General features: G+C 67.6%; 26 protein-coding genes and 3 tRNA genes. 16 read left to right on the top strand and 13 right to left on the bottom strand.

The annotated features are described in order from the left end of the window. Positions 1–38 precede the first annotated feature (38 nt). Complete coding sequence (locus P0Y33_RS16475) at positions 39–554, top strand: type IV pilin (RefSeq protein ID WP_382268752.1); 516 nt, start codon at positions 39–41, stop codon at positions 552–554. Between the two features lie 170 nt (positions 555–724). On the opposite strand, the gene P0Y33_RS16470 is transcribed toward P0Y33_RS16475, so the two are convergent. After that, positions 725–886: transfer RNA gene (locus P0Y33_RS16470), tRNA-Met, on the bottom strand. A 160-nt stretch (positions 887–1,046) separates the two neighbouring features. Here P0Y33_RS16470 and P0Y33_RS16465 point away from each other — a divergent pair. Beyond that, on the top strand, positions 1,047–2,201 hold the full coding sequence (locus P0Y33_RS16465; RefSeq protein WP_279528470.1) for a DUF7115 domain-containing protein: 1,155 nt from the start codon (positions 1,047–1,049) through the stop codon (positions 2,199–2,201). Here the strand turns inward: P0Y33_RS16465 and P0Y33_RS16460 are convergent. Further along, on the bottom strand, positions 2,185–2,544 hold the full coding sequence (locus tag P0Y33_RS16460) for a DUF5830 family protein (RefSeq protein ID WP_279528469.1): 360 nt from the start codon (positions 2,542–2,544) through the stop codon (positions 2,185–2,187). The two genes, P0Y33_RS16465 and P0Y33_RS16460, sit on opposite strands and share 17 nt — an antisense overlap. A gap of 115 nt (positions 2,545–2,659) precedes the next feature. Here P0Y33_RS16460 and P0Y33_RS16455 point away from each other — a divergent pair, with 115 nt between their 5' ends. Next, complete coding sequence (locus P0Y33_RS16455; protein ID WP_279528468.1) at positions 2,660–3,313, top strand: TVP38/TMEM64 family protein; 654 nt, start codon at positions 2,660–2,662, stop codon at positions 3,311–3,313. A gap of 17 nt (positions 3,314–3,330) precedes the next feature. Here the strand turns inward: P0Y33_RS16455 and P0Y33_RS16450 are convergent, their stop codons facing one another. After that, on the bottom strand, positions 3,331–3,486 hold the full coding sequence (locus P0Y33_RS16450) for an HVO_2523 family zinc finger protein (RefSeq protein WP_279528467.1): 156 nt from the start codon (positions 3,484–3,486) through the stop codon (positions 3,331–3,333). A gap of 121 nt (positions 3,487–3,607) precedes the next feature. Beyond that, on the bottom strand, positions 3,608–6,760 hold the full coding sequence (locus tag P0Y33_RS16445; protein ID WP_279528466.1) for an adenosylcobalamin-dependent ribonucleoside-diphosphate reductase: 3,153 nt from the start codon (positions 6,758–6,760) through the stop codon (positions 3,608–3,610). Between the two features lie 306 nt (positions 6,761–7,066). Between P0Y33_RS16445 and trpB the strand changes: the two genes are divergently transcribed. The 4 genes from trpB (at position 7,067) to P0Y33_RS16425 (ending at position 10,010) form a co-directional block, all read left to right on the top strand. Beyond that, the gene (gene trpB / locus P0Y33_RS16440) at positions 7,067–8,230 is read left to right on the top strand and encodes a tryptophan synthase subunit beta (protein WP_279528465.1); all 1,164 of its coding nucleotides are present in this window, start codon (positions 7,067–7,069) and stop codon (positions 8,228–8,230) included. 77 nt (positions 8,231–8,307) lie between these two features. Further along, positions 8,308–9,372 carry an enolase-like domain-containing protein gene (locus P0Y33_RS16435; protein WP_279528464.1) on the top strand — a complete coding sequence of 355 codons (1,065 nt, stop codon included), beginning with the start codon at positions 8,308–8,310 and terminating at the stop codon, positions 9,370–9,372. Between the two features lie 15 nt (positions 9,373–9,387). Continuing rightward, positions 9,388–9,753 (top strand): DUF7120 family protein, encoded by a 366-nt coding sequence (locus P0Y33_RS16430; RefSeq protein WP_279528463.1) that lies wholly within the window; start codon positions 9,388–9,390, stop codon positions 9,751–9,753. 44 nt (positions 9,754–9,797) lie between these two features. Then, complete coding sequence (locus P0Y33_RS16425; RefSeq protein WP_279528462.1) at positions 9,798–10,010, top strand: hypothetical protein; 213 nt, start codon at positions 9,798–9,800, stop codon at positions 10,008–10,010. A 32-nt stretch (positions 10,011–10,042) separates the two neighbouring features. On the opposite strand, the gene P0Y33_RS16420 is transcribed toward P0Y33_RS16425, so the two are convergent. From P0Y33_RS16420 to trpD, 5 genes are read right to left on the bottom strand one after another with little or no spacing between them, the layout of a single operon-like run. Beyond that, positions 10,043–10,351 (bottom strand): hypothetical protein, encoded by a 309-nt coding sequence (locus P0Y33_RS16420; protein ID WP_279528461.1) that lies wholly within the window; start codon positions 10,349–10,351, stop codon positions 10,043–10,045. A 54-nt stretch (positions 10,352–10,405) separates the two neighbouring features. Continuing rightward, entirely contained in the window at positions 10,406–10,996 is a 591-nt protein-coding gene (trpG, locus tag P0Y33_RS16415) for an anthranilate synthase component II (protein ID WP_279528460.1), read from the bottom strand. After that, positions 10,993–12,627 carry an anthranilate synthase component I gene (gene trpE / locus P0Y33_RS16410; protein ID WP_279530132.1) on the bottom strand — a complete coding sequence of 545 codons (1,635 nt, stop codon included), beginning with the start codon at positions 12,625–12,627 and terminating at the stop codon, positions 10,993–10,995. The genes trpG and trpE overlap by 4 nt, the downstream gene beginning before the upstream one ends. After that, entirely contained in the window at positions 12,627–13,286 is a 660-nt protein-coding gene (locus tag P0Y33_RS16405) for a phosphoribosylanthranilate isomerase (RefSeq protein ID WP_279528459.1), read from the bottom strand. Before P0Y33_RS16405 ends, trpE begins: the two co-directional genes overlap by 1 nt. Further along, positions 13,286–14,314, bottom strand: a complete 1,029-nt coding sequence (gene trpD / locus P0Y33_RS16400) for an anthranilate phosphoribosyltransferase (RefSeq protein ID WP_279528458.1) — start codon at positions 14,312–14,314, stop codon at positions 13,286–13,288. Before trpD ends, P0Y33_RS16405 begins: the two co-directional genes overlap by 1 nt. A gap of 220 nt (positions 14,315–14,534) precedes the next feature. Between trpD and P0Y33_RS16395 the strand changes: the two genes are divergently transcribed. The 3 genes from P0Y33_RS16395 (at position 14,535) to P0Y33_RS16385 (ending at position 16,741) form a co-directional block, all read left to right on the top strand. Then, positions 14,535–14,609, top strand: a tRNA-Val gene (locus tag P0Y33_RS16395). A gap of 30 nt (positions 14,610–14,639) precedes the next feature. Then, positions 14,640–14,714, top strand: a tRNA-Val gene (locus tag P0Y33_RS16390). Positions 14,715–15,580: 866 nt separating this feature from the next. Next, the gene (locus tag P0Y33_RS16385; protein ID WP_279528457.1) at positions 15,581–16,741 is read left to right on the top strand and encodes a CBS domain-containing protein; all 1,161 of its coding nucleotides are present in this window, start codon (positions 15,581–15,583) and stop codon (positions 16,739–16,741) included. 127 nt (positions 16,742–16,868) lie between these two features. On the opposite strand, the gene P0Y33_RS16380 is transcribed toward P0Y33_RS16385, so the two are convergent. Together P0Y33_RS16380 and radB are read right to left on the bottom strand one after the other, a co-directional pair. Beyond that, positions 16,869–17,009: a hypothetical protein gene (locus P0Y33_RS16380; RefSeq protein ID WP_279528456.1), complete on the bottom strand. Its 141-nt coding sequence runs from the start codon at positions 17,007–17,009 to the stop codon at positions 16,869–16,871. A 56-nt stretch (positions 17,010–17,065) separates the two neighbouring features. Beyond that, positions 17,066–17,782, bottom strand: a complete 717-nt coding sequence (gene radB / locus P0Y33_RS16375; RefSeq protein WP_382218194.1) for a DNA repair and recombination protein RadB — start codon at positions 17,780–17,782, stop codon at positions 17,066–17,068. 136 nt (positions 17,783–17,918) lie between these two features. Between radB and P0Y33_RS16370 the strand changes: the two genes are divergently transcribed. Continuing rightward, positions 17,919–18,677, top strand: coding sequence for a hypothetical protein (locus P0Y33_RS16370; RefSeq protein WP_279528455.1), 759 nt, complete (start codon positions 17,919–17,921; stop codon positions 18,675–18,677). Here P0Y33_RS16370 and larC read toward each other — a convergent pair whose 3' ends face one another. Next, the gene (gene larC, locus P0Y33_RS16365) at positions 18,678–20,048 is read right to left on the bottom strand and encodes a nickel pincer cofactor biosynthesis protein LarC (protein ID WP_279528454.1); all 1,371 of its coding nucleotides are present in this window, start codon (positions 20,046–20,048) and stop codon (positions 18,678–18,680) included. A 223-nt stretch (positions 20,049–20,271) separates the two neighbouring features. Between larC and P0Y33_RS16360 the strand changes: the two genes are divergently transcribed. Both P0Y33_RS16360 and P0Y33_RS16355 read left to right on the top strand, forming a co-directional pair. Then, complete coding sequence (locus P0Y33_RS16360) at positions 20,272–22,497, top strand: CDC48 family AAA ATPase (RefSeq protein WP_279528453.1); 2,226 nt, start codon at positions 20,272–20,274, stop codon at positions 22,495–22,497. Between the two features lie 257 nt (positions 22,498–22,754). Beyond that, complete coding sequence (locus P0Y33_RS16355; protein ID WP_279528452.1) at positions 22,755–23,129, top strand: hypothetical protein; 375 nt, start codon at positions 22,755–22,757, stop codon at positions 23,127–23,129. 3 nt (positions 23,130–23,132) lie between these two features. Here P0Y33_RS16355 and P0Y33_RS16350 read toward each other — a convergent pair whose 3' ends face one another. After that, on the bottom strand, positions 23,133–24,203 hold the full coding sequence (locus tag P0Y33_RS16350; protein ID WP_279528451.1) for a YihY/virulence factor BrkB family protein: 1,071 nt from the start codon (positions 24,201–24,203) through the stop codon (positions 23,133–23,135). A 114-nt stretch (positions 24,204–24,317) separates the two neighbouring features. On the opposite strand from P0Y33_RS16350, the gene P0Y33_RS16345 reads away from it, so the two are divergent. The 3 genes from P0Y33_RS16345 (at position 24,318) to mch (ending at position 26,182) form a co-directional block, all read left to right on the top strand. Continuing rightward, positions 24,318–24,647: a thiamine-binding protein gene (locus P0Y33_RS16345; RefSeq protein WP_279528450.1), complete on the top strand. Its 330-nt coding sequence runs from the start codon at positions 24,318–24,320 to the stop codon at positions 24,645–24,647. 84 nt (positions 24,648–24,731) lie between these two features. Then, the gene (locus P0Y33_RS16340; protein WP_279528449.1) at positions 24,732–25,196 is read left to right on the top strand and encodes a hypothetical protein; all 465 of its coding nucleotides are present in this window, start codon (positions 24,732–24,734) and stop codon (positions 25,194–25,196) included. A gap of 53 nt (positions 25,197–25,249) precedes the next feature. Beyond that, entirely contained in the window at positions 25,250–26,182 is a 933-nt protein-coding gene (gene mch / locus P0Y33_RS16335) for a methenyltetrahydromethanopterin cyclohydrolase (RefSeq protein ID WP_279528448.1), read from the top strand. Positions 26,183–26,185: the final 3 nt, after the last annotated feature.

The raw sequence follows: 26,185 nt of genomic DNA, 5'->3' as shown, positions 1-26,185 counted from the left end.
CGGACCGCGCCGTATCGCCCGTCGTCGGTGTCATACTGATGGTCGCCATCACGGTCACGCTCGCCGCCGTCGTCGGCGCGTTCGTGATGGGCGTCGGCGACGAGCTGATCCAGCCGGCGCCGCAGGTGACGATGGAGGTGGCAGACGCAGATGAAAAGGTAGATTTCATCGGTGATGACGATGATAGAACAGCTAATGGAGAAAAGGTTCTACAGATAGAACACAGAGGTGGGGACAAGCTCCAGTTGAAAAATCTAAAGATCGTATTGAAAAAGGATGGGGGTCCCAAATATGTGGATACAGATCTGACTTTATCTGGCTTCGAGGAGGGGCCAAATGATGAGGGTGGTGACCTGAAATACAGTTCAACTTACATTGCGTACCCAACAGACCAGTCCTTCAACAAGAGTGCAGACTTCACCGTCGGTGAAACACTCGTAGTACAGGAAGCACGGTCTGCTGATGCAGAACTCCCAGATGGTGAGTACGAAATCACGATCATACACAAGCCCTCCAACTCCATCGTCGACTCAGCCACGATTTCCATCAAGTAATTTTCCCAACGCCAGCCTACCGGGCTCCGAACCACGGTCACTCCGCTCACGTCCGTTCGCTTCGCTCCCTGCTCGACGCTCGTTGCACTCGCGTCGAGCCTCCGGGTTCTCCGTCACCCGGGCATTTTCACACAGCAGTCGCTCACAGGCGTTCGCGACGTCTGTGAAAATGCCCGGGGAGGGCTCCGAACCCTCGATCTCCGCATGTCCCAGGTACGAGGCTCGGCGGTCCTCGTGGGAGCGAAGCTTCCAAGGCGGGTGTGCCTGGAAATGCCGCACCGAAGCTCGTTGCCCTATGAGTGCGGCGCTATGTCCAGCTAAGCCACCCGGGCTCATTATCGGGTAGGCAGTTGGCACTCTTAACGGTTCCCATCTCCGTCGGGTGCGGGGGACAGAGCCACGGCGTCGGCACCGACGTCAACGCCGACTCCGACGCCGCGCCACCGGCGCGGGGATACCTACGTTTATACCGCCGTGCGCGTAGACGAACGTATGGACGTACCCGAAGCCGTGGAGACCGAACTCGACGGCGAGCGCGTGGTCGCCCACGTGCCGCTGAAGGGCGAAGACGCCGTCTTCGCCACGCCGACGCGGATACTCGTCTACGGCTCCGAAGGCCTGCTCAGCGACGAGTTCGTCGCGTCGTACTCCCTCACGGCCGAACGCATCGAACTGTCCGAAGGCCGACGGAAGTCGACGGTATCGCTCGACTACGGACTCGACGGGACCGAGACGTTCACCGTCCCGTCCTCCCGCGTGGACGCCGTCCTCGACACCCTCCTCGCAGGCGTGCTGAACGCCCGGGACGTCGTTCGGGACGACGAGACGGTCGAGCAGGTCTACCGATTCAGCGAACTCACACTCGTCGTCGTCAGCGACCGACTCGTCAAGCACGTCGGCACGGCCGTCTGGAACGTCGACTACGAGGAGATTCCCTTCGAGTCCGTCCGAGACGTCGACGTCGAGGAGGGGAGCGTGGCCTCCCAACTCGTGTTGACGACCGACCGCCGAATCGAGCGCATCAAGGTCCCCTCTGACCAGTTCCGGGCGGTCCGCGAAGCCGTCGAAGACGCGCTGTTCGCCTTCCACGGCGTTCGGACGTCCGAGGAGTTCCGCCGGGAAGTCGGGCTCGACGAAGACGAGCGCGAGGGTGAGACCGACGTCAGATCCGGTGTCGAGACCGAGGCCGGCGCCACCGAACGCGAAGTCGACGCCAGCGGGGTCGAACACCGGGCAGAGTCGAACGACGACGGCTTCCGGGAGAGCGCTCTCGAACCCATCGGCTCGTCCACCGCCGGCGAGGACTCTGGGACGGACGAAACAGCCGGGACGACGGACGCGTCGACGGTCGAACCAGAGCCGGAACCGGAGTTGGAGTCGGAGTCAGCGTCGGAGCCGAAACGAGCGTCGACAGCCGACTCCCGGACCGAACCGTCCGGGGAGACGCACTCGGAGTCTCCGACTGCGTCGACCGACTCGGTCGGTGGCGGAGTCGAGTCCGGACTCGACGACGAAGCACCGCTCGACCGCGAGGCGCTCCGGGCCGAACTCGACGCTCTCCACGAGACCGTCCAACGACAACAGGAACTGCTCGAACGCCAACGAGAACAAATCGAGTCGCTCCTCGACGTCACTCGCGACCGGTGACCTTCCGGATACACGAGGAACCGAACGGGCCGATTTCGCCGTTGTCGAGGTCGATGAAGTAACCCGTCGAGAGTCCACAGCCACAGCGCTCACAGGAGAACTCGCCCTCTTTCGTGAACACGTCTCGCTCGAACTCCACGTACCCGCTCGTGGTGGGCCGGACGCGACTCCCCTCTCGCTCGATGATTCCCCGGGCTTCCGCGGCCTCGAGGATCTGTCGGGTCCGCCCCGGGTGGGTCGTGACCGTCTCGATACGGTCGACGGCCTCGGCGACGCTCAACTCCTCGTGTTCGAGTTTCGAGAGGAGTTCGACGCCGAGTTCGACCATCTCGCGGTCGGACATAGCTCAGAGAACGGCCAGCAGGCGGTTAACCCTGTCCCTCTCCCCTCTCACGGCGAGAGCGAACGGGTCGCCACGTCCCACAGGGTCTATGCCGAGCGCTCGCTTACGGGGGGTCGTGTCGCACTCACGTCGACGTCTCGTCGCCGGACTCTCCCTCCTCGTGCTCTTCGGGGTCGCCCTCGTCCTCCGCCCGGAGCGCGTCTTCCCGATCGTCCGCGACGTCCTCGCCAGTCCGTGGTTCCCCGTCGTCCTCGTCGCCCTCTACCTCGCCCGTCCGTTCCTCGGGTGGCCCATCACGATCCTCTCCGTGCTCGTCGGCTTCCGCTACGGGTTCTGGGTCGGTCTCCCGCTCGCGCTGTTCGGCGCCGTCGCGACGAGTCTGATCCCCTACACGGCGGCCCGCTACCTCGACTTTGAGGGACGCTGGCTGTCGCGACTCCGCGGCGGGAGTCGACGCTACTTCCAAGCCGTCGGCGACCTCCGCGGCGTCGTCGCGGCCCGTCTCGTCCCGACGCCCGCCGAGGCCATCTCCGGGGCCGCCGGCGTCGCCCGCGTCCCCGTCTGGGCGTTCGTCCTCGGGACGGCCGTCGGCGAACTCCCGTGGACCGTCGCCGCCGTCCTCCTCGGCAGTTCACTCGACAGGTTCGTCCTCGGCGCCGCCGAGGTCGACTGGCGACTCGCCGTCGCCATCGCGGTCGCCGGGCTAGCGCTACTCGCGGGACCGGCGTGGAAACTGTGGCAGGAGTGGCGTCGGCCGGCGACCGAGTGACGGGAATCCGTGTGCGGCTACGACGTCCAGAAAACGTCCGAACAGTCGTATACGACCCCGTGTTGCGGGCAGACGTACTTGCAGTGACGCTTGTACATCGGCGTCTCGCACATCGGACACGGCCGCCCACCCTGCTCGTCGCTCGCCCCGTCGGACTCGTCGGCTCCGCTCATGTCCAGAACGACGTCGGCGAGTGGCAAGTCGCTTGCCCTTATTCGTTCGTGTCTCCGTCACTACTCGGCGTCGAGAACGAAAGAGAGATAGAGCGGAGAGGAGAGCGTCGGGTAGCCGTCGTTAGCTACACTCGGACCAGCCACACCCCTGACAGGTCTTGCAACCCTCGGAGTAGTAGAGGTCCATCGACCCACAGTCGGGACACTCGGGGAGTTCGCCGGCGTCGAGGAGTTCCTGCGTGGCGTCCTGCTGGGCCTCGGGGGACTCCTGGGCGTCGGCGTTCGGACTCGCGGCGGCCGCGCCGCCGTCGAGTTCGACGGCCTCGGGCGCGTCGTCGGCGTCCGCCGCCTCGGCCTCGGCCTCTTCTTTCTCCAGTTCCGTCAGGTTCTGCTGCTGGGGGTACTGGCGGTCGAGTTCGCCGTCGAGGTAGCGACGCATCGCCGTCCCGATGGCGTCCGGGATGGAGTTGATCTGCTCGCCCTTGTCCCAGGCGACCTTCGGGCTACGGATGCCCTGCAGTTCGTCGGCGATCTCCTCGGGGTCGACGCCCGCGCGGAGCGCCGTCGAGACGGTCTTCGCGAGCGACTCTGTGAAGGAGGCGGTGAAGCCACCGGAGTTGCCGATGTTGGCGAAGAGTTCGAACGGCCGGCCCTGCTCGTCCTCGTTGATGTTGACGTAGAGCTTGCCGTAGCCGGTGTCGATGCGCTGGGTGACGCCGTGGAGGACGTCCGGACGGGGGCGCTTCTTCGCGCCCTCGGGCTCGAAGTCGAGCTCGACGACGTCCTCGACGTCCTCGCCGACGGCCTCGCGGACTTCTTCGCTCTCGAGGAAGCTCTCGAGGTCGCCGAAGATGTCCTGGATCTGGTCGAGCATGACCTCGGCGGCCTCGTCCTCGTCCGCGAAGTCGGCGTTGTCGGCACGCGTCGTCAGCACCTGCTTCGAGCGGGTGCCGTCGCGGTAGTAGGTGACGCCCTTGCCACCGTTGTCGTAGATGTACTCGAAGACTTCCTTCGCGTCGTCGAGCGTGGAGTCGTTCGGCGCGTTGACCGTCTTCGAGATGGCGGAGTCGACGCCGGCCTGACACGCCGTCTGGACCGCCGCGTGCTGCTTCGCGGAGAGGTCCTCGGTGACGACGAACAGTTCGGCGATGGCGTTCGGGACCGTGCTCAGGCCCTCGATGCCGTCGAACTCGTTGTTGGCCATCTGACTCTTCGCCTCTTCCTGGACGGTCTCGACGTCGATGTCGTTCTCCTCCAGCACACGGAGGAAGTAGTCGTCGAACTCGACGAGCATCTCGTCGCCCTGGACGTCGTCGGAGACGTTCTTGTAGTAGGCGACGTTGTAGATGGGCTCACAGCCACCGGTCGTGTTGCCGACCATCGAGGTCGTCCCCGTGGGGGCGATGGTGGTCGTGTTGTGGTTGCGGATGGGGTAGCCGTCCTCCCAGTCCGTGGGGTCCTCGCCCGTGTGGTGCTCGAACCAGTCGGGGTACTGCGTCGGGTTCGCGTACTTGGACTTGTCCCACTCGTCGAAGGAGCCACGCTCCTCGGCGAGTTCGTGGGAGGCCGCCTTCGACCCGTGGTTGATGTGGGTCATGAGCTTGCGGGCGACCTCGTTGGCGGGGTCGGAACCGTACTGGAGACCGAGTTGGACGTAGAGCTGGGCCAGGCCCATGACGCCGAGGCCGATCTTGCGCATCTCGGCGACCTTCTCGGCGATCTTCTCGACCGGGAAGTCCGACATCGTGACGACGTTCTCGAGGAAGCGCGTCCCCATCTCGATGCGGTGGTCGAACTCCTCGAAGTCGATGGCCTCCTCGAGGAAGGCGTCGACCGCGGCGTCGAGGTCGTCGTACTCGTCGCCGTGCTCGTCGTACCAGACGCGCCAGTCGGGCGCGTCGAAATCCGCGAGCGTGCTCAGGTTGATGTGGCCGAGGTTACACGCCTCGTACTCCTCGAGGGGCTGCTCGCCACAGGGGTTCGTCGCGAGGATGCGGTGCTCGGGGTGCTCCTCGACGTCGAAGGAGTGGCGCTTGTTGATGCGTTCGAGGTAGACGACGCCGGGTTCGCCGTTCTCGTGGGCGCCCTCGACGATACGCTCCCAGACGAGGTCGGCGGGGATGGAGAGTTCCTCACCGGGTTCGACGTGCTCGCCGAGCCCGTAGCGGGAGTACATCTCCTTCGTCTCCTCGGTGGCGACGTGGGGTTCGCCCGTCCGGGGGTTGGTGAAGGTGTACTCCTCGTCGTTCTTCACGGCCTCCATGAAGTCGTCGGTGATGCCGACGGAGATGTTGAAGTTCGAGAGGTGGCCCTCGACGGCGTTGCGGAGGTGCTTGGGCACCTTGCCGTCCTCGTCGATGAGTTCGCGGGCCTCTTCGAGGGCTTCGGAGAAGGAGGTGTACGTGTAGTCGTCGGGGTCGTTGAGCTTGAGCGTCTGTGCGAGCGAGACGTCCTTGTTCTTCGCGTGGATGAACTCAATGACGTCCGGGTGGGAGACGCGCATGACGCCCATCTGGGCGCCGCGGCGGGCGCCACCCTGGGCGATGGTCTCGCACATCTGGTCGAACGTCTCCATGAACGTCATGGGACCGGAGGCGATGCCGCCGGTGGAGCCGACCGCGTCACCGAACGGGCGGAGTTGCCAGAAGGCGTAGCCCATCCCGCCGCCGGACTGGAAGACTTCCGCGGCTTCCTTGGCGGTCTGGTGGATGTCGGTGAGGTCGTCGGCGGGCGAGTCGACGAAACACGCCGAGAGCTGCTGGAGTTCGTCGCCGGCGTTCATGAGCGTCGGCGAGTTCGGCATGAAGGAGAGGTGCTCCATCATGTCCTGGAACTCGGTGGCGACGTCCTCGACGTGCGTGCGGATTTCGTCGGGGAGTTCCGGGACGACCGTGTCGTAGGCGAACTTGTTGACGTTCTCCTCGGTGAGTTCGGTCTCGACGTCGTCGCCGACGGAGACGTCCTCGCCGAAGACCTCGGTCGCGAGTTCGTCGCGACGCGGGTGGTCGGGCTTGAGCTGGTCGGGCGAGACGAGGACCTCGACGTCCTCGTTCTCGGCCTCGTAGACGGCCTCGGCGAGCGCGATGTTCTTCGCGACGCGCTCGAAGAGGTCTTCCTGACTCTCGACGAGTTCGCCGTCGCTGTTCTTCTTGAGGTAGCGTGCGGGGAGGATGTTGTTGTACGCGTTCGCGGTGAGACGGTCCTCGAGCGTCTCGCCGTCGACGCGCTTGATGGGCAGGTCGAGATCGCCCGCGGAGAGGTCGTGGCTGCTCATCGACTATCCCTCCGCTCGTGGGCGGCCGTAGGTGTTGTTTCGAAATTCATGGTTGGTGGTAGAGGGGCAGTGAGTGGACGAACATGGTTTACTGCGGGCCCGGCCATAGTAGTTGCGGGTCACATCCGTCCCGTTCTGTGCCCCCGTTCGGCGTGGTACGTCCCTACGTGTGGCCAGATAATCAACCCCGGCAAACCGGAGTGAAAGTGGAGGTGTTCGGACGGTTTTGATTCGCCTCGTGTTCGGGTTTTCACTTTCGCGTCGCCGACAGCGATATGTACCACTGTGAGCCAGTACCACGTGACGATGAGCGACGACGGAGAGGCGGGCGAGTTCGGCCAGTTCGGTGGCCGCTTCGTCCCCGAGATGCTCGAAGAACCGCTCGACGAACTCGCGGCGGCGTTCGACGAGGTGGCACAGACCCCGGAGTTTCGCGCGGAGTTCCGCGACATCCTCGAATCGTACGCCGGGCGGCCGACGCCGCTCTACCACGCCGAGAACCTGAGCGAACGCTACGGCGCGGACGTCTACCTGAAACGCGAGGACCTCCTCCACGGCGGCGCCCACAAGATCAACAACGCCGTCGGGCAAGCGCTCCTCGCGTCGAAGGCCGGCAAGGACCGCCTCATCGCCGAGACCGGCGCCGGACAGCACGGCGTCGCGACGGCGATGGTGGGCGCGCTGTTCGGCCTGGAGACGGAGATCTACATGGGGAAGAAGGACGTCGAGCGACAGAAGATGAACGTCTTCCGGATGCGCCTGATGGGCGCGACGGTCAACGAGGTGACGCGGGGCGACGCGGGACTCGCCGACGCCGTCGACGCCGCGCTCGAAGACCTCGCGACGAACGTCGACGACACCCACTACCTCGTCGGGTCGGCCGTCGGTCCCGACCCCTTCCCGCGGATGGTCCGGGAGTTCCAGTCGGTCATCGGCGAGGAGGCCCGCGAGCAGGCGCTCGACCAGTTGGGCGGGTTGCCCGACGCCTGCGTGGCCTGCGTCGGCGGTGGGTCGAACGCCATCGGACTCTTCCACGCCTTCCGCGACGACGACGTCCCCTTCTACGGCGCCGAGGGCGGTGGCGAGGGCGAAGGCTCCGGTCGGCACGCCGCACCGCTCGCCGAGGGCGAGGAGGACGTCCTCCACGGCATGAAGACCCGCGTCGTCGGCGAGGAGACGCAGGTCCACTCGATCTCGGCGGGACTCGACTACCCCGGCGTCGGCCCGGAACACGCGATGTTCCGTGAGGTCGGACGGTGTGACTACCGCGCCGTCACCGACGACGAGGCGCTCGCGGCCTTCCGTGCTCTCTCCGAGACCGAGGGCATCATCCCCGCGCTGGAGTCGAGTCACGCCGTCACCCTCGCCGAGGACCTCGCGGACGAACACGACACCATCGTCGTGAACCTCTCCGGACGCGGCGACAAGGACATGGAGCAGGCCGCCGAGTTGTTCGACCTCTCCGGGTAGGTGGCCGGTCACGTCCCGGCCACGTCCCGGCCGCCCCGCCCCGACGCTCAAGTCGTCGGGCACCCAACCACGAGTCGATGACGTTCTACGACCGGGTGAAGGAACTGCCACTCGTCGTCGATTCGGTCGACCTCGTACAGCACCGCATGGACACCTCCAGCGGGTTCGAGCGCGTGAGCACGGTCGTCGAACTCCACGGCGACGGCGTCGTCGGCCGCGGCGAGGACGTGACCTACGACGCCGAGGACCACGAGGCGCTGGTCGAGACCGCCCCGGAGTTCCCCCACTTGAAGGGGGAGTTCACGCTCCAGACGTTCTCCGAGCGCCTCGACGAGGTGGACCTCTGGCCGGAACCACCCGAACGCGAGACGAGTCGTCACTACCGCCGGTGGGCGTTCGAGAGCGCCGCACTGGACCTCGCACTCCGGCTGGAGGGCGCGGACCTCGGCGACGTCCTCGGGCGGGAGTACGACCCCGTCCGCTTCGTCGTGAGCACGCGGCTACCGGAAGGGGAGGACGGCTCACCCACGGCCGAGCGCGTCCACGAGTGGCGCGACGTCGACCCAACCCTGGAGTTCAAACTCGACCCGACGCCCGACTGGGACGACGACCTCGTCGCCGAGTTGGCCGAGACCGGCGCCGTCCGAATCCTCGACCTGAAGGGGCAGTACGAGGGCACGGACGTCGACAACCCGGCCGACCCCGACCTCTACGAGCGTATCGTCGAGGGGTTCCCGGACGCGATCGTCGAGGACCCGAGGCTCACCGACGAGACGCGTGAGATCCTCCGCGGGCACGAAGCGCGCGTCTCGTGGGACTACCCGATCACCGGCGTCGAGAGCGTCCGAGACCTCCCGTGGGAACCCGAAATCCTGAACGTGAAGCCCTCCCGGTTCGGCACGGTGGAGTCGCTGTTCGACTTCCTCGACTACTGCGAGGGCGAGGGCATCGACCTGTACGGTGGCGGGCAGTTCGAACTCGCCGTGGGCCGCCAGCACCTCCACACGCTCGCCTCGCTGTGCTACCCCGACGCGCCCAACGACGTCGCGCCCAGCGACTACAACCGTCCCGAACCCACTGGAGACCTGCCGTCGAGTCCGCTCGACCCGCCCGCGAGTCCCGAGGGCCTCGGGTGGGAGTGACGACGCGTTCCCGAGTTGTCGAGATGTAGACGCGGTATCGACGTCGGGGAGCGAAAGATCGCCGACCGCACGACGGCCGACGCCGTCGCGGACACCGACCACCACAACCCTCATACCTTCGAACCGCCGACGGAGTGTATGTCCAAAATCGAGACGAACCTCTCGGACCGTATCGACAGCGATATCGAGCGCCTCGTCGGACAGGGCGACTTCGTCAACCGCGAGCAGGCCGTCGAGGAACTCCTCACGCTGGGGATGTCGGCCTTCGACACCGGCGGGAGCGACACGACGATGGAGTCCGACGACCTCTTCTCGCAGACGGTCGACGACCAGCAGGACCCCGCGGCACGGATGGACGACGGCGACGGCCACGGCTTCTGAAGCCGGCCCCCATTCTTTAGTCGGTTCCGGCCGTCGCGTTCGGTATGCTCGCGACACTCTCGACGCTCGCGCCGGCGCTCGCCCTCCAACCCCTGCAACTCGCGGGGTTCGACCTCACGCGGCTGCTGATCGCGGTCGTCGCCATCGGCGTCGTCATCTTCGTCGGGCGCTTCATCTTGAGCGTCGCGTGGAAGATCGTCACCATCGCGGCCGTCGTCATCGGCCTCCTCTGGCTCGTGAGCAACTTCCTGCCGTAGCGCGCGACCCGACCGGCTCTCGACTCTCCTCCTCAGTACCGCCAGTGTGCGTACGCGAAGAGCAGCGCGACTACCACCGTCACCGCGACGACTGGGCCGCCGGTCGCCGACTCCGAGAGTTGGAGGACGGCGGTCGCCACGCCGACGGCCGCGACGAACGCGCCGTAGAGGATGGCGAGCAATCCCGTGACACGGCCGAACGCGGCGGGGTCGTCGGCCGCGCGCTGCGAGAATGCGGTGAGGAGGTCGGTCCGCCCGCGGTATCTGACGAGGAAGCCGAGTCCAGCGACGAGGAGACCGGTCACGAGGAGGACGAGTCCGGCGACGGTCGATTCGTTCACGCCGTGAGCGTGGACCGCCGCGGGGAAGAACGTTGAGGTGCACTTCGCGGACGCTCAGACGCCTGCAAGGAAGTTTCCGACGACGTCGTGGCCGACCGCCGTCAGGACGCTCTCGGGGTGAAACTGGACGCACTCCAGGGGGTACTCTTCGTGGCGGACGCCCATTGCCAGTTCGACGCTACCGTCGGAGTCCTCGTGTTCTGTCGTCGCCGTGACGTCGAAGCAGTCGGGGATCTCCGTGCAAATCAGCGAGTGGTAGCGACCGGCCTGGAAGCCCTGCGGGAGGCCGGCGTAGACGCCCTCGCCGTCGTGGTCGACCGGGTAGGCCTTCCCGTGGACCGGTTCGGGTGCGTGGCCGACGGTGCCGCCGAACTCGTAGACGGCGGCCTCCATGCCGAGACAGACGCCGAGTGTCGGGACCTCGGGGCTGAGTTCGTGGAGGACGTCGCGGGTGACGCCGACGTCCCGGTCGTTCTTCGGGTGGCCCGGTCCCGGACTGACGACGATGGCGTCGGGGTCGGTGGCCCGGATCTCGTCGAGTGACGCCGTGTTCTTCAGCACGTCCGTCTCGTGGCCCTGTTCGGAGACGTACTCGACGAGGTTGTACGTGAACGAGTCGAAGTTGTCGACGAACGTGACGGTCATTGCTCTACCTCCGTGGCCTCGGTGGCCTCGTCGTGGGTGATGCGTTCGAGTGCGTCGAGGACACCACCCATCTTCTTCTCGGTCTCCTCGTACTCGGACTCGGGGTCGGAGTCGGCGACGACGCCCGCACCCGCGCGGACGCGAACGGTATCGTACTCGCCCTGCTCGCGGCTGTCGCCGCTCGCTCGTCCCGCGGTGCGCGGCGCCGCGTGCTCGACCGTCGCGGTCCGAATCACGATGGCGAAGTCGGCGTCGCCCGTCCACGAGAAGTAGCCGACGCCGCCGCCGTAGATCCCCCTGGGTGTGCGTTCGAGGTCGTCGATGAGTTCCATCGCGCGGACCTTCGGCGCGCCCGAGAGGGTGCCCGCGGGGAACGAGGCACGCACGGCGTCGAAGGCGTCGTACTCGTCGGCGAGCGTACCCGTGACCGTCGACTCGATGTGCTGGACGTGGCTGTACTTCAGCACGCGCATGAACTCCGGGACGCGGACGCTCCCTGGTTCGGAGACGCGCCGGACGTCGTTGCGTGAGAGGTCGACGAGCATCGTGTGCTCGGCGCGTTCCTTCTCGTCGGCGAGCATCTCGCCCGCGAGTCGGCGGTCCTCGACCGGGCTACTCCCACGCGGACAGGTTCCCGCGATGGGGTTGTTGAGCACCTCCGTCCCCCGGACCGAGACGAGGGTCTCGGGCGAGGCGCCGACCACGGTGCGGTCGCCGTTACGGAGGACGTACATGTACGGCGAGGGGTTCACCTCGCGCAGCGACTCGTAGAGGCCGAGCGGGTCGAGGTCCCCCTCCAGTTCGCGCGTCCGCGAGATGACGCCCTGGTAGATCTCGCCGTCGAGGACCGCCTGCTTGGCGGTGCGGACGGCGTCCTCGTACTCGTCTTTCGGGCCGGCGCGCTCGGCGACCTTCTCGAAGCCGTCGGTGTCGGGTTCCGCGGCGTCGAGGAGCGTCGACCGGACGCGCTCGATCTCCTCGCGGAGGTCGTCGTAGACCGCGTCGGGGTCGTCTTCGGGAGCGACGACGGGCGTCTGGACGAGCGTGACGGCGTCCTCGCTGCTGTCGAAGACGAGCGTCTTCGTGTTGAGGACGAACTGCGCGTCGGGGAGCGGCGTGTCGGGGCGTTCGACGCCCACCTCTTCGAGCCAGAGGTCGTAGACGGCGTCGTAGGCGAGGAAGCCGACGAGGCCGCCGTCGAGGAGTTGACGGTCGTGTTCGGGGAAGCCGCGCCGCTCGGCGTCGGGGAGCGCACTGCGGAGGGCGTCGAGGACGTCGCTCTCGTCGCCGCCGGTCGCGTCGCCCGACGTGGCGGCACGTGCGGCGCGGGTGTCCGCGAGGCGTTCGACCGACGTCCCGTCGCCGTCGACGGTGACGAGCGCGTCGGGGTCGTAGCCGACGAAGGAGAAGCGGGCGTGGCGCTCTTCGGCCTCGGTGGCGGGCCGGAAGGCGCCGGCGGGGTCGCTCGCGGCGGTCTTGTGCGCGCTCTCCAGCAGGAAGGAGTGCTCGCCGTCGGCCAGCGCGGCGTACGCGGCCAGCGGCGAGACGGGGACGTCGACGGTTGCCTCGACGCGGAGGACGGCCGGTCCGTCGGTCGACTCGGCGTGTTCGCGGAAGGTGTCGCGGTCCATCATACCTGGCTCACCTCGTGTGGGTCCTCGGGGTGTGCCGCCCGCGAGACGAACTGCCGGACGGCGGTGTGGTCTTTCACGCCGCCCTCGGACTCCACGCCCGACGCGACGTCGACGGCGAACGGGTCGACCGTGCGGACGGCCTCGGCGACGTTCTCGGCGGTGAGGCCGCCGGCGAGGACGACCGGCGCGTCGACCTCGCGAACGAGGTCGGCGGTCACGTCCCAGTCGTGGGTACGGCCCGTGCCGCCCGCGCCCGAGGCGTCGGTGGAGTCGACGAGCAGGGCGTCGGCGATGCCGTTGTAGCGGCGGGCGCGTTCGGGGTTGGCCGCGTCGACGGTTTTGAGGACGCGCGCCTCGACACGGGCGACGAGGCTCGCGAGGTCGGTGGCGGCGAAGTCGCCGTGGACCTGAACGGCGTCGACGCCCGTCCGTTCGACGAGGTCGACTGCGCGCTCGGGCGTCTCGGGCATCGTCACGAGGACGGTGGTGACGAACGGCGGGACGGCGTCGACGAGGTCGGCCGCCCGCGCGGGCGAGATTTCGCGTGGCGAGTCGACGGGGACGTCGACGAGGAAGCCGAGGGCGTCCGCACCGGCGTCGACGGCGGCCGCGACGTCTGCCTCGCGGGTGAGTCCGCAGATTTTCGCGCGCGCCATCAGTTGTCGTCCACGACGCCGATTTCGGGGTTCTCCTCGCCGGCCAGCGCCTGGAACTTGGCCGCGGCGGCGCCGGACTCGATGGCCTCGCGGGCGCGCTCGGCACCCGCCTCGATGGAGTCGGCCTCGCCGGCGACGTAGATGGCCGCGCCCGCGTTCGCGAGGATGATGTCGCGTTTCGGGCCGGTCACGTCACCCTCGACGATGCCGCGGAGGTCGCGGGCGTTCTCTTCGGGTTCGCCGCCCGCCACCTCGGCGATGTCGGCGCGCTCGAGACCGATGTCCTCGGGCGTGAGGGTGTACTCCTCGATCTCGTCGCCGGTCACTTCGGCGACGACCGTCTCGTCGTGGATGGTGATCTCGTCGAGGCCGGAGCCGTGGACGACGAGGGCGCGCTCGACGTCCATGTGTGCGAGGGCGCGCGCGAGGACCGGGACGAGGTCGGGGTCGTAGACGCCGACGATCTGGGCGTCCGCACCGGCGGGGTTCGTGAGCGGGCCGAGGACGTTGAAGACGGTTCGCATGCCGAGTTCCTTGCGCGGGCCGATGACGGCCTTCATCGCGGGGTGGAAGACCGGTGCGAGCATGAAGCCGATGCCGTCGCGCTCGATCTCCGCTTCGACCTTCGGCGGTTCGGCCTCGACGTCGGCGCCGGCGACCTCCAGCACGTCGGCGCTCCCCGAAGAGGACGACACCGAGTAGTTGCCGTGCTTGGCGACCGGGACGCCCGCGCCGGCCGCGACGATGGCGCTCGTCGTGGAGACGTTGATGGTGTTGTAGTCGTCGCCGCCGGTCCCGCAGGTGTCCACGAGTGGGCTACGGTCGGGGTCGATGGTGCGCGCGGCGTCGCGCATCCCCTGCGCGAAGCCGGCGATCTCGGTCTCGGTCTCGCCCTTCGCGCGGAGCGCGGCGAGGAGCGCACCGATCTGCGCCTCGGTCGCGCCGTCGAAGACGGCGGTCGCCGCTTCCCGTGCCTCTTCGAGCGTCAGGTCCTCGCCGTCGGTTACGCGTTCGATGTATTCCTGCATGATGGACCACCGATGTTCGGTTGTGGCTTACGATGTACAAGTCTGTACAATAACTTAACTCTGTCGCGGACGTGCGAGCTGGTAGCACGCCGTCGGCGCCCGGACCCCACACGACTCCGGACGGAAGCCCGTTCAGCGGTGGTCGAGCGACCGGCGATTCGAAACCTTCAATTGTACCCGCCGGCTACGGAGTAATGCGTTCGCGAGTGGAAGCCAGTGCGGGTCGGTGGTCTAGTCTGGCTATGACACCTCCTTGACATGGAGGAGGCCGGCGGTTCAAATCCGCCCCGACCCATCAGGTTTCCACGTCGCGACGAGTTCGCCCGGGTCGGTGGTCTAGTCTGGCTATGACACCTCCTTGACATGGAGGAGGCCGGCGGTTCAAATCCGCCCCGACCCACTAACTTTTGCGCCGAACTGCTTTCGTGAGGCGTGAATTCGCGTGGAGGGGCGGTTCGAACCCGACGAGTCGCGCGCAACGGAGTGAGCACGTCTCGGCACGGTTCAAATCCGCCCCGACCCACTTCTGACGAACCGCAACGACGAACGACAGTGAGACGTCCGTTCGTCGTGTGGTCGGCGGATTCTGAACCAGCGAGCAAATCTCTGATTTGTGAGTGGGGTTCAAATCCGCCCCGACCAACTAACTTTTGCGTCGACTACTCTCGTGAGAGGCGAGCTCGTGCAGAAGGGCAGTTCGAACTCGGGAGCGAAGCGAGCGGAGTGGCTGGGGTTGAATCTGCCCCGACCGACTACTCCTACACCGAATAGCTCCACGAGGCGCTTCGCATCCACTACCCGCGGCGGCGTGAGTGCCACCGAATCGCTCCGTCGTAGCGAAATCTCCTCGACCGTCGAGACCGTCTCGGTGCGTCCTACTCGCGGCCGTCGTCCTCGGCGGTGCCGCGACCGCTGAAGAGTCCGAGGAAGATTCCGCTCCAGAGGGTCGACCGTCGACGCGTGGGTCTGTCGTCGCGCATCTTAGGCGCACCTAAACCGTGCAGTGAAAAAGTGTTTTCGCTTCGTGTTCACACGACTCGTGCGAGCGGCTACGTCTCGGAGAGGTCGGCCCCGCACTCGGGACACTCGCCGTCGACGATGGTGACTTCGAGGTCACACTCGGGACAGTAGTCGCGGTAGCAGGCCGGGTCTCCCATGGGTTGGAGTACCACGCCGAGGCGAATATCGGTTGCGATTGGCCGGTCGTGTGGGTGTCTCTGCAACAACCTTCAAGGCACGTGCGAACCTCGCTCCGAAGTAGAGCCTATGGATATCTCCGATATCGCCACGCAGGACTACGTCGAGGTCGACGCCGAGGAACGGATGGGGAAAGTCCGTGCCCTCTTCGAAGAGGAGAACCCCAAAGGGGTCATCGTCACTCGAGCGGGCGGCGCCGAGTACGAGGGCGTCATCACGCAGAAGCAACTCCTCAGCTCCCACATCGAGGACGATACGCGCGCGGTCTCGCTGACCAATCCCGAGGGCCACGGCGCGCCCAAACTCCAGCGAACCGAGAACGTCCGCGACGTCGCGCGGAAACTCGTCGAGGGCGGGACGAAGGTCGCGCCGGTCTTCGAAGAAGGCGAACTCTGGGGCATCGTCACGGAGGACCACATCCTCGAAGCGGTCCTCGACAACCTCGACGCGCTGACCGTCGAGCAGATCTACACCGCGAACGTCGTCACCATCGACGAGGACGACAACCTCGGGACGGTCATCAACCGACTGCGCGAGCACGGCATCTCGCGGCTCCCGGTCGTCGACGACGAGGGCTTCCTCACGGGCGTCGTGACGACCCACGACATCGTCAACTTCGTCACCCGCGACATCCAGAAGACGACCCGCGGGGACCGCCGCGGCGAGATCGAGCGCATGCTCGACCTCCCGGTGTACGACGTGATGTCGAGTCCGGTCGAGACCATCTCCCCCGACGACACCGTCGAGAGCGCGGTCCGCAAGATGCTCGAAAACGATTACGCCGGCCTCGTCGTCACGCCCGAGGACGACGACCGCGTCGTCGGCGGCATCCTCACCAAGACCGACGTGCTCCGTGCGCTCTCCTACACCGAGGAGGAGCACATGGACATCCAGATCACGGACATCGACCTCCTCGACACCCTCTCCCGTGAGGACATCCACGAGGGCATCCAGGAGATCGTCGACAAGTACAGCGACATGCACGTGCGCCACGCGCACGTCCGGTTCCACCAGCACAAGGAGAAACTCCGTGGCACGCCGCTCATCATGTGTCAGATCCGCCTGCGTACCAACAAGGGTCAGGTCGCCGGCACGGGCGAGGGCTACGGCGGGGACAACGCCTTCTACCAGGCGCTCGACCTCCTCGAACGCAACACGCTCGAACTGAAGGGCGTCAACGCCGACGAAGAGTACCGCGGACAGCTCCTCCGCAAACTCGGCGAACTCTAGGGACTTACTTCCCGACGTCCCTGCGGCGGTCGTTCTCGACGTCGGGCCGCGTTGGCGTGAGAGACGCCTCGCGGGTACTGTTCCCCGTACGCGATAGACGTCTCTCGACACTCGACGAGCACCGCGTCTACGCGTCGTTCATCAGTTTCGAGAACATGTAGCCGATGTAGCCGAGGATACCCAGACAGCCGGCCGCTCCCAGGAGCACCCAGACGTCCGGGCCGAGACCGAGCGGCATCGACGACGCGAGGGCTGCGAGTGGGGACATACGCGTTCGTAGGGGTGTGACGGTGAAAAGTCGGCCGGTCGTGGGCGGTGGACGACTCAGCGATGCTCGTCGACGCTCTCGATACCCGCGTCGGTGATCTCGAACTGCGCGTGGTCGCCGGTCGGTTTCGCGCGGTGTTTCTCCAGCGTGGCGCGGCGCTTGTCGCCCCGGAACCGCTCTAGTCGGACGACCGTCCCCGTCCAGTGTTCGAGGGTGTGGCCGCCGAGCGGGCGCGCGCGACCCGACTCCGAGTCGGGGTCGGTGTACACCTGGTTGGTGACGACGATGGCGAGGTCGTGTTTGCGTGCGAGCGAGAGGAGGTGGGTGATCTGGTCGGCGATGCGACGGAGGGAGTCGCCGCCCCGAGTGTCGCTGCCGCGTTCGAGTCGGTAGAAGCCGGTCGCGCTGTCGAGGACGACGAGGTCCGCACGCTCGGCGAACTCCGCGACGTCGCGGACCGCCTCGGCCTGCTCCTCGAAGTCGTGGGCCTCCGAGACGACGATGCGTTCGGCGGCCGCCGCGGGGTCGTCGGCGGTCGCCTCCAGTACCTGCCGGAAGCGTTCGACGGAGAGGCCCTCGGTGTCGACGTAGACGGCGGTCCCCTCGTCGGCGGCGACCTCCACGCTCGCCGAGAGCGCGACGTTCGTCTTGCCCGCACCCGGTGGACCGTAGAGCTGGGTCACCGTCCCCCGCTCGAACCCGCCGCCGAGGAGGTCGTCGAGCGCGTCACACCCGGTCGTGATGCGGTCGTCCTCCATGTCGAGTGTCTTCACTACTTCTCTGTAGTGCGGTTCCGGCCTAAAGCCCCTTGCTTCGTTCGGCCGCCGCGACGCAGCGACGCGGACCACGACCCGTCGAAGAACCGCCCGTAGGACGACCTTTTTGCCGTGCGTCGCCTACCTCTACACAGTGATTGTCGTCGCAACCAACGACTTCGAAGTCTACCACGAGGTCGTGAACGCCCTGCGCGACCGGGACGTCGAGTTCACCACGGTCGAACCGGGCACAAACCTTCCCGAAGAGGCGGAGGTCGTCGTCACGGCCGAGTCGGAGAGTGGAGACGGTGCCGGAGACACCTACCCCGGCGTCCACACCGTCGTCGCCGACCCGGACGACCCACGGAAGGCGGTCGAAGAGGCGCTCGCCTACATGCGCGGTGGGACCGGGCAGGTCGTCGTCGGCGTCGACCCCGGCCCGAACCCCGGTATCGCCGTCCTCCACGGCGGGATGGTCGTCGCGACCTACCAGGTGCCCGTCGAGGACGCCGCCGACGTCGTCCTCGAAGAGGTCGCCGACGTCCCGGACCCGGTCGTCCGCGTCGGCGACGGTGCGCGCCTCCACGGCGCCCGCGTCATCGACGCCCTCGGCGAGGCCGGCGTGACGGTCGAACTCGTCGACGAGACCGGGACGACGCCGTACCTCGGACGCGGCGCCCGGAACATGGACGACGTGCTCGCCGCGGTCAACATCGCCCACCTGGAGGGTGAACGCGTCAGCGGTCGCTCGGTCGAACCGACCGCGGGCGAACTCCAGGTCATCAAGAACCGCTCGCGCGAGCGCTCCGAGGAGAACCGCACCCTCCCCGAGCGCCTCGCCAGACAGGTCGCCACGGGCGAACTCACCCTCGACGAGGCCATCGCGGCCCACCGCGAGGAGATTGAGGAGTAACTAGTACTGGGACTCGGCCCGGCGAATCACCTCACGGACCGGGACACCCGCCTCGCGGGCCACCGCCTCGGCTTCGTCGTACTCGGCGCTGGCGTCGTACACCTCACCAGACTGGTCGCTCGCGACCTTCACCGACACCTCGTAGGACTCGCCGTCGAACTCGACGGTAGCCGTCTCGAAGTGGCGGTCGGCCACCCAGCGGTGGGTCGCGCCCGCCTTCCGAACCCCGAGGGTACCGGTCTCCTCGGCGAGTCGGCGGGCGACCCGCTCCTCGTCCTCGGGTCGCACCACGACCTTCACGAGGTGGCCCGGTCGGGACTTCTTCATCGAGAGCGGGACGATGGAGACGTCTCGCGCACCCGCGTCCGCGAGCGAGGACTGGAGCCCGCCGAGCACCTCGGGGGCGACGTCGTCGAGGTTCGTCTCCAGCACGGAGATGGGTTCTTCCCGGAGTCCGCCCTTCGCCTCGCCCCGGAGCGCACGGAGGACGTTCGGGTAGCGCTCGAGGTCCATCGCACCCGCCCCGTAGCCGGACTCGCGGAGGCGCATCGCGGGGACGGACTCGACACCCTCGGCGAGTTCCGCGAGGAGTGCCGCGCCCGTCGGCGTGAGGAGTTCGGCGTCGACCGGTCCGCCGCGTAGTTCCCAGTCGGCGCCCTCGGCGACGGTGACGACGGCCGGCGCGGGGACCGGGTAGACGCCGTGGCTCATCTCCACCTCGCCGCCGCCGGCCGCGACGGGCGTCGTGACGACTCGGTCCGGGTCGAGGTTCGCGACGAGCAGCGCGACGCCCACGACGTCCGCGATGGCGTCGTCCGCGCCGACTTCGTGGAAGTGGGTCTCCGCCAGGTCGGTGCCGTGGACCCGTGCCTCCGCGTGACCGAGACGCTCGAACGCACCGAGGGCGACCTGCGCGGCCCGCTCGGGCAGGTCCATCGACTCGACGACGTCGACGACCTCGGGGTAGGTCCGGTGCGGACCGTGGCCCTCGGCGTCGTGGTGGTCGTGCGAGTGGTCGTGTGAGTGGCCGTCGTGGGCGTGTCCGTGTGCGTGGTCGTGACCGTCCCCGTGACCGTGTCGGTGGTCGTGCTCCTCGGGGTGACCGTGGTCGTGGCCGTGATGTTCTGGCTCGTGGTGTTCGCGTTCGTGCTCGTCGCCGTCGTCGCGGCCTCCGTCGGCCGCCTCGTGGACGACGGTCGCTTTCGTCGCCTGGATTCCGTTCTTCGTCACCGTCTCGAACTCGTAGTGGATGGCGAGTTCGTCCTCGACGGCGGTGAGGACGTCCGTGTCGGCGCCGGCGGCCGCGAGCGCGCCGAGGAGCATGTCGCCGCTGGCCCCGGTTCGGCCGTCGAAGGCGAGTACGTCGGTCATGTCCGACGTGAGGGCTGGGAGGGCGAAAAAGCACCCGGACCGAACGGCGTATGAATCGTTCGGCCGACTCACCGCTCGAAATCGCTGGACGGGAGCGACTACCGGCAGCGTACTGGGCGAGGCGACACTTCTTAATAGCCGGATATGGTAGGGTGTACCATAGCCGTCGACGGAAGATACTTTCGTCGGCGAGACAGATACCCTATATAAGGAACCCAAAAGTATGAACGAAGTCCAACTTGAGGTGGCGAAAGCGTACCCGAACGACTCGGGACGCGGAATCGCCCGCCTCGACCCCGACACCCTGCTCCACCTGAAGCTCAGCCCCGGCGACATCATCGAGATCGAGGGGGCCGAGCGGACCGCCGCCAAGGTCTGGCGCGCGGACCGGCAGGACTGGAACACCGACACCGTCCGGATCGACGGGTTCACCCGGCAGAACGCCGACGTCGGTATCGGTGAGCGGGTGAAGATCCGGAAGGCCGAGGCCGAGAAGGCCGACAAACTCGTCCTCGCGCCCCCCGAGGAGGCGTCCGTGCAGTTCGGCTCCGACGCCGCCGGCATGGTCAAACGCCAGATCCTCAAGCGGCCGGTCGTCTCCCGCGACATCGTCCCCGTCATGTCCTCCACCAACCACCCGTTCATGCGCTCTCCGGGTCAGGCGATCCCGCTCATCGCCGTCGAGACCGAACCCGAGGGCGTCGTCCTCGTCACCGAGGACACCGAGGTCGAACTCCGCGAGGAGCCGATCTCCGGCTACGACCGCACGGGTGGCGGCATCACCTACGAGGACATCGGCGGCCTCCAGAACGAGATTCAGCGGGTCCGGGAGATGGTCGAACTCCCGATGAAGCACCCGCAGATCTTCCAGAAACTCGGCATCGAACCGCCCCAGGGCGTCCTCCTGCACGGGCCGCCGGGCACCGGGAAGACCCTCCTCGCCAAAGCGGTGGCCAACGAGACCTCCGCGAGTTTCTTCTCCATCGCCGGCCCGGAGATCATCTCGAAGTACTACGGGGAGAGCGAACAGCAACTCCGCGAGATCTTCGAGGACGCGAAGGACGACTCGCCCTCCATCATCTTCATCGACGAACTCGACTCCATCGCGCCCAAGCGCGAGGACGTCACGGGTGAGGTCGAACGCCGCGTCGTCGCCCAACTCCTGACGATGATGGACGGTCTCGAAGGCCGCGGGCAGGTCATCGTCATCGCGGCGACGAACCGCGTCGACGCCGTCGACCCCGCACTCCGCCGGCCGGGGCGCTTCGACCGCGAGATCGAGATCGGCGTCCCCGACGAGACGGGTCGCGAGGAGATCCTGAAGATCCACACCCGCGGCATGCCCCTCTCCGACGACGTGAACCTCGGCCACCTCGCCGAGGAGACTCACGGCTTCGTCGGCGCCGACATCGAGAGTCTCTCGAAGGAGGCCGCGATGCGTGCGCTCCGCCGGTACCTCCCCGAGATCGACCTCGACGAGGAGGACATCCCGCCGAGCCTCATCGACCGGATGATCGTCAAGCGCACCGACTTCAAGGGCGCGCTCAACGAGGTCGAACCCTCGGCGATGCGCGAGGTCCTCGTCGAACTCCCGAAGATCTCCTGGGACGACGTCGGCGGCCTCTCCGACGCCAAACAGGAGATCCAGGAGAGCATCGAGTGGCCCCTCTCCTCGCCGGAGAAGTTCTCCCGGATGGGCGTCGACCCGCCGAACGGCGTGTTGCTGTACGGCCCGCCCGGCACCGGGAAGACGCTGATGGCGAAGGCCGTCGCCAACGAGACGAACGCGAACTTCATCTCGGTGCGCGGACCCCAGCTCCTCTCGAAGTGGGTCGGCGAGTCGGAGAAGGCCATCCGCCAGACCTTCCGGAAGGCCCGGCAGGTCGCACCGACCGTCATCTTCTTCGACGAGTTGGACAGCCTCGCGCCCGGCCGCGGCCAGAACGCCGGTAACAACGTCTCCGAGCGCGTCGTCAACCAGCTCCTCACCGAACTCGACGGCCTCGAGGAGATGGAGGAAGTGATGGTCATCGGCGCGACCAACCGCCCGGACATCATCGACCCGGCGCTCATCCGGTCGGGGCGTTTCGACCGCATGGTCATGGTCGGCCAACCCGACGTCGAGGGTCGCGAGCAGATCTTCCGCATCCACACGGACGACACGCCGCTCGCGCCGGACGTGAGCCTGCGCGAACTCGCCGAGCTCACCGACGGCTACGTCGGCTCGGACATCGCGAACATTGCCCGCGAGGCCGCCATCCAGGCGCTCCGCGAGGACGAGCACGCAGAAGTGGTCGAGATGCGCCACTTCCGCGAGGCCATGGAGAACGTCCGCCCGACGATCACCGAGGACCTCCTCGACTACTACGAGGACGTCGAGGAGCAGTTCCGCGGCGGCCAGGGCGACCGCCAGGACCGTCGCGAGGGCGGTCCCATCGGGTTCCAGTAGAACGACCTTTTGCCGCGAAATCGCGCCCGTGGGCGCGATTTCTCGCAAAAGCTCGGCCAAAAGCCATCGTCACCCCCGACGGGGGGTTCCTCGGCCTCGCGCGAAGCGCGAGTGAACCGCTTCGCTCGGGTTCTCCGAACCGCTCGTTCGCGGATGCTTCTCACCCGTCTCGGGTCTGCCTCGAAACAGTTGGACAGTCGTTCGACTGTCCTCGTGAGCGGGCCTTTTTACGGGCGGGAACGTCGTAGCCGTGGGTGATGCGACGACGAGCCCTCCTCCGAAACGGTAGCGTCGCGGCGGCCGCCCTGCTCGCTGGCTGTTCCGGGTCGGTCCCGGGGACCGGCGACTCCGGCGGTATGCGGGTCGCGATCCGGAACGAGACGAACCGCGAGTGGACCGTCCTCCTGACGCTCCACGACCGGACGGACGACTCCATCGCCTACCGGGAGAAACACACCCTCACGGCCGGCGGGTCGAAGACCGTCTCCGTCCCGAAGGACGCCTACCACGCCGAGATCAGTGTCGGCGGCGAACTCCGGAAGACCATCAACTGGGGTCCCGACTGCGCGACGGAACTCGACGTCGCCGTCCAGGACGACGGCGTCGTGGTCACCGAACCCACGTCCTGCTGAAGACTACTCTTCTTCCCAGCGGAGCGTCACGACCGACTCCGACTCGCCGCCGCCGAGCCACGACGGCCGACGGACGGCGTACTCCTCGACGGCGACCTCCGTCGGCGGCGGGAGCGTCACCGTCTCCGCGTCCTCGCCATCGACGACCGTGACAGTCACCGGTTCGTCCGTCGAGAGCGCCGCGTCGAGGTCGTCGAGCGCGGCCGTGGGGAGTGAAACCGACGTCTCCCGGTCGGCAGTCTCACCGGTCGGGACGTCGAGTTCCCAGTCGATAGCGGCGACGTCCTCGCTGCGTCCGGCGAGGACCGCGTTGAGGGCCGCACCGGCGAGGAGCAGGAGTCCGCTGAAGTAGAAGAACGTGAGGAGCGCGAGGATGGCGCCGACGAAACCGTAGAGTTCCGAGGCGCCGCCCGCCCGCTGGGCGTAGACGCGGAAGGCGGTCTCCAGCACCGCCCACCCGAGCCCCGCGAACGCCGCGCCGGGGAGGATCTCGCGGACCGTCACGTCCGCGTCGGGGAAGACGTAGTAGAGCGGGAGGAACGCGACGGCGAGTCCGACGCCGAGGAGCGTGACGTTCACGAACGGTTCGAGCGGGCCGCCACCGGGCAGGGTGACGATCTCCCTGACCAGACCGACGGCGACGACGGCCAACCCGAGCGCGAGCGCGACTATCGCGGCGTCCTGGGCCTGATCGAGCGGCGTGTTCGCCGCCTGCGTCTCGTAGATATCCGAGAACGCCTGGTCTAGCCCTCGGAAGATCTTCGAGGTCCCCCAGAGGAGGGCGACGCCCCCGACCACCGAGACGCCGGCGTCGCTCGCGGCCTTCTCCGCGGCGTCGGTCAGGAGGTTCTGCGTGCTCGGGGTCAGGTACGCCTCGGTGAATCGGACGATGGCCGTCGCGCGCTGCTCGCCGCCGAACGCCGCGACGACGACCAGCACGAGTGCGAGGAACGGGAGCACCGAGACGAACGCGTGGTAGGCGATGCTCCCGGCCATGAACGTCACGTTCTCGGCCCGTAACTCCCGGTAGACTGCGCGGGCGACCTGTCGTATCCGTGCCACGTACCCTCGCATGGACGGTTGGACAGTCGCCGTCCGCAAAAGCGGCCGGGCCGACGCGGCCCGACTCACTCGCTCGGACCCCATCGCCCGCGTACCTTTTTGCCGACTCGCGTCCTCCCCTCGACTATGACGACCTACGGGTTCCTGAGCGTCGCACCGACCGGGAAGGACGAGATGGCCGAGGACGTGGCGGACGCGGTCGCCGCGCTCGACGACTTCGACGTGGAGTACGAGACCACGCCGATGGGGACGACCATCGAGGCGCCGGACGCGGAGACGCTGTTCGAGGCCTGTCTGGCCGCCCACGAGGCCGTCGACGCCGACCGGGTCGGTACGTTCCTGAAGGTCGACGACAAGCGGACGGTCGACGAACCGGCCTCGGAGAAGGTCCGCGCCGTCGAGGACGTCCTCGGTCGCGAGGCGAAGAAGGGACGCGAGGAGCCACGACAGGGGTGAACTTGGGCTGCAGTCCGTCACCGCCATCGCCGTCCACCCCGCGGTCTCGACACACACTTTGCGCTCGGCCGTGACCCTCCCCGTGTGAGACCCGGGACTCGCGTCGCGTTCGCCCTGTTCCTCCTCGGCGCGGCCGTCGCCGCCGGTGGCGCCGCCTGGACGCCGTCCGCGACGGACTGTGAGTCGGGGTACCACTTCGACGTCGAGCGAGCGACGCCGCCCGCGGGCGCCGAGGTCCGGAACTACACCTCGCTCCCCGCTCCCGCGCGAGACGCCGTCCGCGCCGGCGTGCGGGACACGCCGATCACCGACCGTGAGCCACTCTCGCGGACGTACGGGCTCGGCGGGTCGTTCGTCGCCTTCGACGGCGAGACCTACCGCGTCGCGGTCCTCGTTCGGGACTGTCGCTACGTCTACCCGCACGTCCTCGACCGGGTCGCGACCGCGGGCGGCCTCCTCCTCGCGGTCTTCGTCGGGACGGTATGGGCCTTCTGGCGCTTCGCGTTCGTCCCCGCGACGGAGGCGTCGGGGCGGCGACCGCCCGAGTGAGGCGTCGTCCCGATACCCGCGATACTTTACCCGAGGGCGCCCACATCCCGCGTATGGAGAGCATCAACCGGATGGCCATCGAACTCGCCGACGAGGCGCTCGACTTCGCCGGCGAGTTGAACATCGGCGGTTTCGACCTGGACAACGGTGCGACGGTTATCGACTTCGGAGTCGACCACCCCGGCGGTATCGAGGCGGGACTCCTGCTCGCAGAGTTGCAGACGGCCGGCCTCGCGACGGTCCAGACCCGCGTCGACGAGGTGGCGGGCGCGACGTTCCCGCGCGTCGAACTCGCCTGTGACCGCCCCGCGCTCGCCCTGCTCTGCTCGCAGAAGGCGGGCTGGGAGGTCTCCGTCGACGGCTACGAGGGACTCGGCTCCGGGCCGGCCCGCGCGCTCGTCGCCGAAGAAGAAGAGTTCCGCGCCGTCGGCTACACCGACGCCTTCGACCTCACGGTCCTCACGCTCGAAGGAGACGAACTGCCCGACGAGCAGGTCGCCGAGCACGTCGCCGACCTCGCGGAGATCGGTACCGACGGCGTCTACCTCGCGGCCTACCCGACGGCGAGCATCTGCGGGAGCGTCAGCATGGCCGCCCGCGCGCCCGAACTCGCGGTCTTCCGGCTGTTCGAACTCGGCTACGACCCGACCGACGTCCGATCGGTCTCGGGGAGCGCGCCGGTCGCGCCCGTCGCCGGCGACGAGGAGACCGCCATCGGCCGGACGAACGACGCGCTGGCCTACGGCGGCCGCGTCCACCTCACCGTCGAGGAGGACGCCGACTTCTTCGACGAACTCCCCTCGTCCGCGACCGAGGAGTACGGTCGGCCCTTCGCCGACATCTTCGCGGAGGCCGACTGGGACTTCTACGAGGTCGACGAACGGGTGTTCGCGCCCGCGCAGGTGACCGTCGACGTGGTCGGCGGCCCCACCTACGCCTACGGCGAGGTGAACGAGGACCTCCTCGCGGAGTCCTTCGGTCTCTGAGGG

It is taken from the genome of Halospeciosus flavus, assembly GCF_029814175.1.
Classification (GTDB): domain Archaea; phylum Halobacteriota; class Halobacteria; order Halobacteriales; family Halobacteriaceae; genus Halospeciosus; species Halospeciosus flavus.
Note: the sequence above shows the minus strand (reverse complement) of the source record. Positions and strands in the feature narration are given on the sequence as shown.

Excerpts from the sequence above, each read along its gene's own strand:
- P0Y33_RS16385 (WP_279528457.1), top strand. The coding sequence starts at position 15,581 with ATGGATATCTCCGATATCGCCACGCAGGACTACGTCGAGGTCGACGCC.
- P0Y33_RS16380 (WP_279528456.1), bottom strand. The coding sequence starts at position 17,009 with ATGTCCCCACTCGCAGCCCTCGCGTCGTCGATGCCGCTCGGTCTCGGC.
- P0Y33_RS16355 (WP_279528452.1), top strand. The coding sequence starts at position 22,755 with ATGCGACGACGAGCCCTCCTCCGAAACGGTAGCGTCGCGGCGGCCGCC.
- P0Y33_RS16405 (WP_279528459.1), bottom strand. The coding sequence starts at position 13,286 with ATGGCGCGCGCGAAAATCTGCGGACTCACCCGCGAGGCAGACGTCGCG.
- P0Y33_RS16360 (WP_279528453.1), top strand. The coding sequence starts at position 20,272 with ATGAACGAAGTCCAACTTGAGGTGGCGAAAGCGTACCCGAACGACTCG.
- P0Y33_RS16450 (WP_279528467.1), bottom strand. The coding sequence starts at position 3,486 with ATGAGCGGAGCCGACGAGTCCGACGGGGCGAGCGACGAGCAGGGTGGG.
- P0Y33_RS16460 (WP_279528469.1), bottom strand. The coding sequence starts at position 2,544 with ATGTCCGACCGCGAGATGGTCGAACTCGGCGTCGAACTCCTCTCGAAA.
- P0Y33_RS16445 (WP_279528466.1), bottom strand. The coding sequence starts at position 6,760 with ATGAGCAGCCACGACCTCTCCGCGGGCGATCTCGACCTGCCCATCAAG.
- P0Y33_RS16435 (WP_279528464.1), top strand. The coding sequence starts at position 8,308 with ATGACGTTCTACGACCGGGTGAAGGAACTGCCACTCGTCGTCGATTCG.
- P0Y33_RS16465 (WP_279528470.1), top strand. The coding sequence starts at position 1,047 with ATGGACGTACCCGAAGCCGTGGAGACCGAACTCGACGGCGAGCGCGTG.
- mch (WP_279528448.1), top strand. The coding sequence starts at position 25,250 with ATGGAGAGCATCAACCGGATGGCCATCGAACTCGCCGACGAGGCGCTC.
- trpB (WP_279528465.1), top strand. The coding sequence starts at position 7,067 with ATGAGCGACGACGGAGAGGCGGGCGAGTTCGGCCAGTTCGGTGGCCGC.
- larC (WP_279528454.1), bottom strand. The coding sequence starts at position 20,048 with ATGACCGACGTACTCGCCTTCGACGGCCGAACCGGGGCCAGCGGCGAC.
- trpD (WP_279528458.1), bottom strand. The coding sequence starts at position 14,314 with ATGCAGGAATACATCGAACGCGTAACCGACGGCGAGGACCTGACGCTC.
- trpG (WP_279528460.1), bottom strand. The coding sequence starts at position 10,996 with ATGACCGTCACGTTCGTCGACAACTTCGACTCGTTCACGTACAACCTC.
- P0Y33_RS16350 (WP_279528451.1), bottom strand. The coding sequence starts at position 24,203 with ATGCGAGGGTACGTGGCACGGATACGACAGGTCGCCCGCGCAGTCTAC.
- P0Y33_RS16345 (WP_279528450.1), top strand. The coding sequence starts at position 24,318 with ATGACGACCTACGGGTTCCTGAGCGTCGCACCGACCGGGAAGGACGAG.
- trpE (WP_279530132.1), bottom strand. The coding sequence starts at position 12,627 with ATGGACCGCGACACCTTCCGCGAACACGCCGAGTCGACCGACGGACCG.
- P0Y33_RS16475 (WP_382268752.1), top strand. The coding sequence starts at position 39 with ATGGTCGCCATCACGGTCACGCTCGCCGCCGTCGTCGGCGCGTTCGTG.
- P0Y33_RS16425 (WP_279528462.1), top strand. The coding sequence starts at position 9,798 with ATGCTCGCGACACTCTCGACGCTCGCGCCGGCGCTCGCCCTCCAACCC.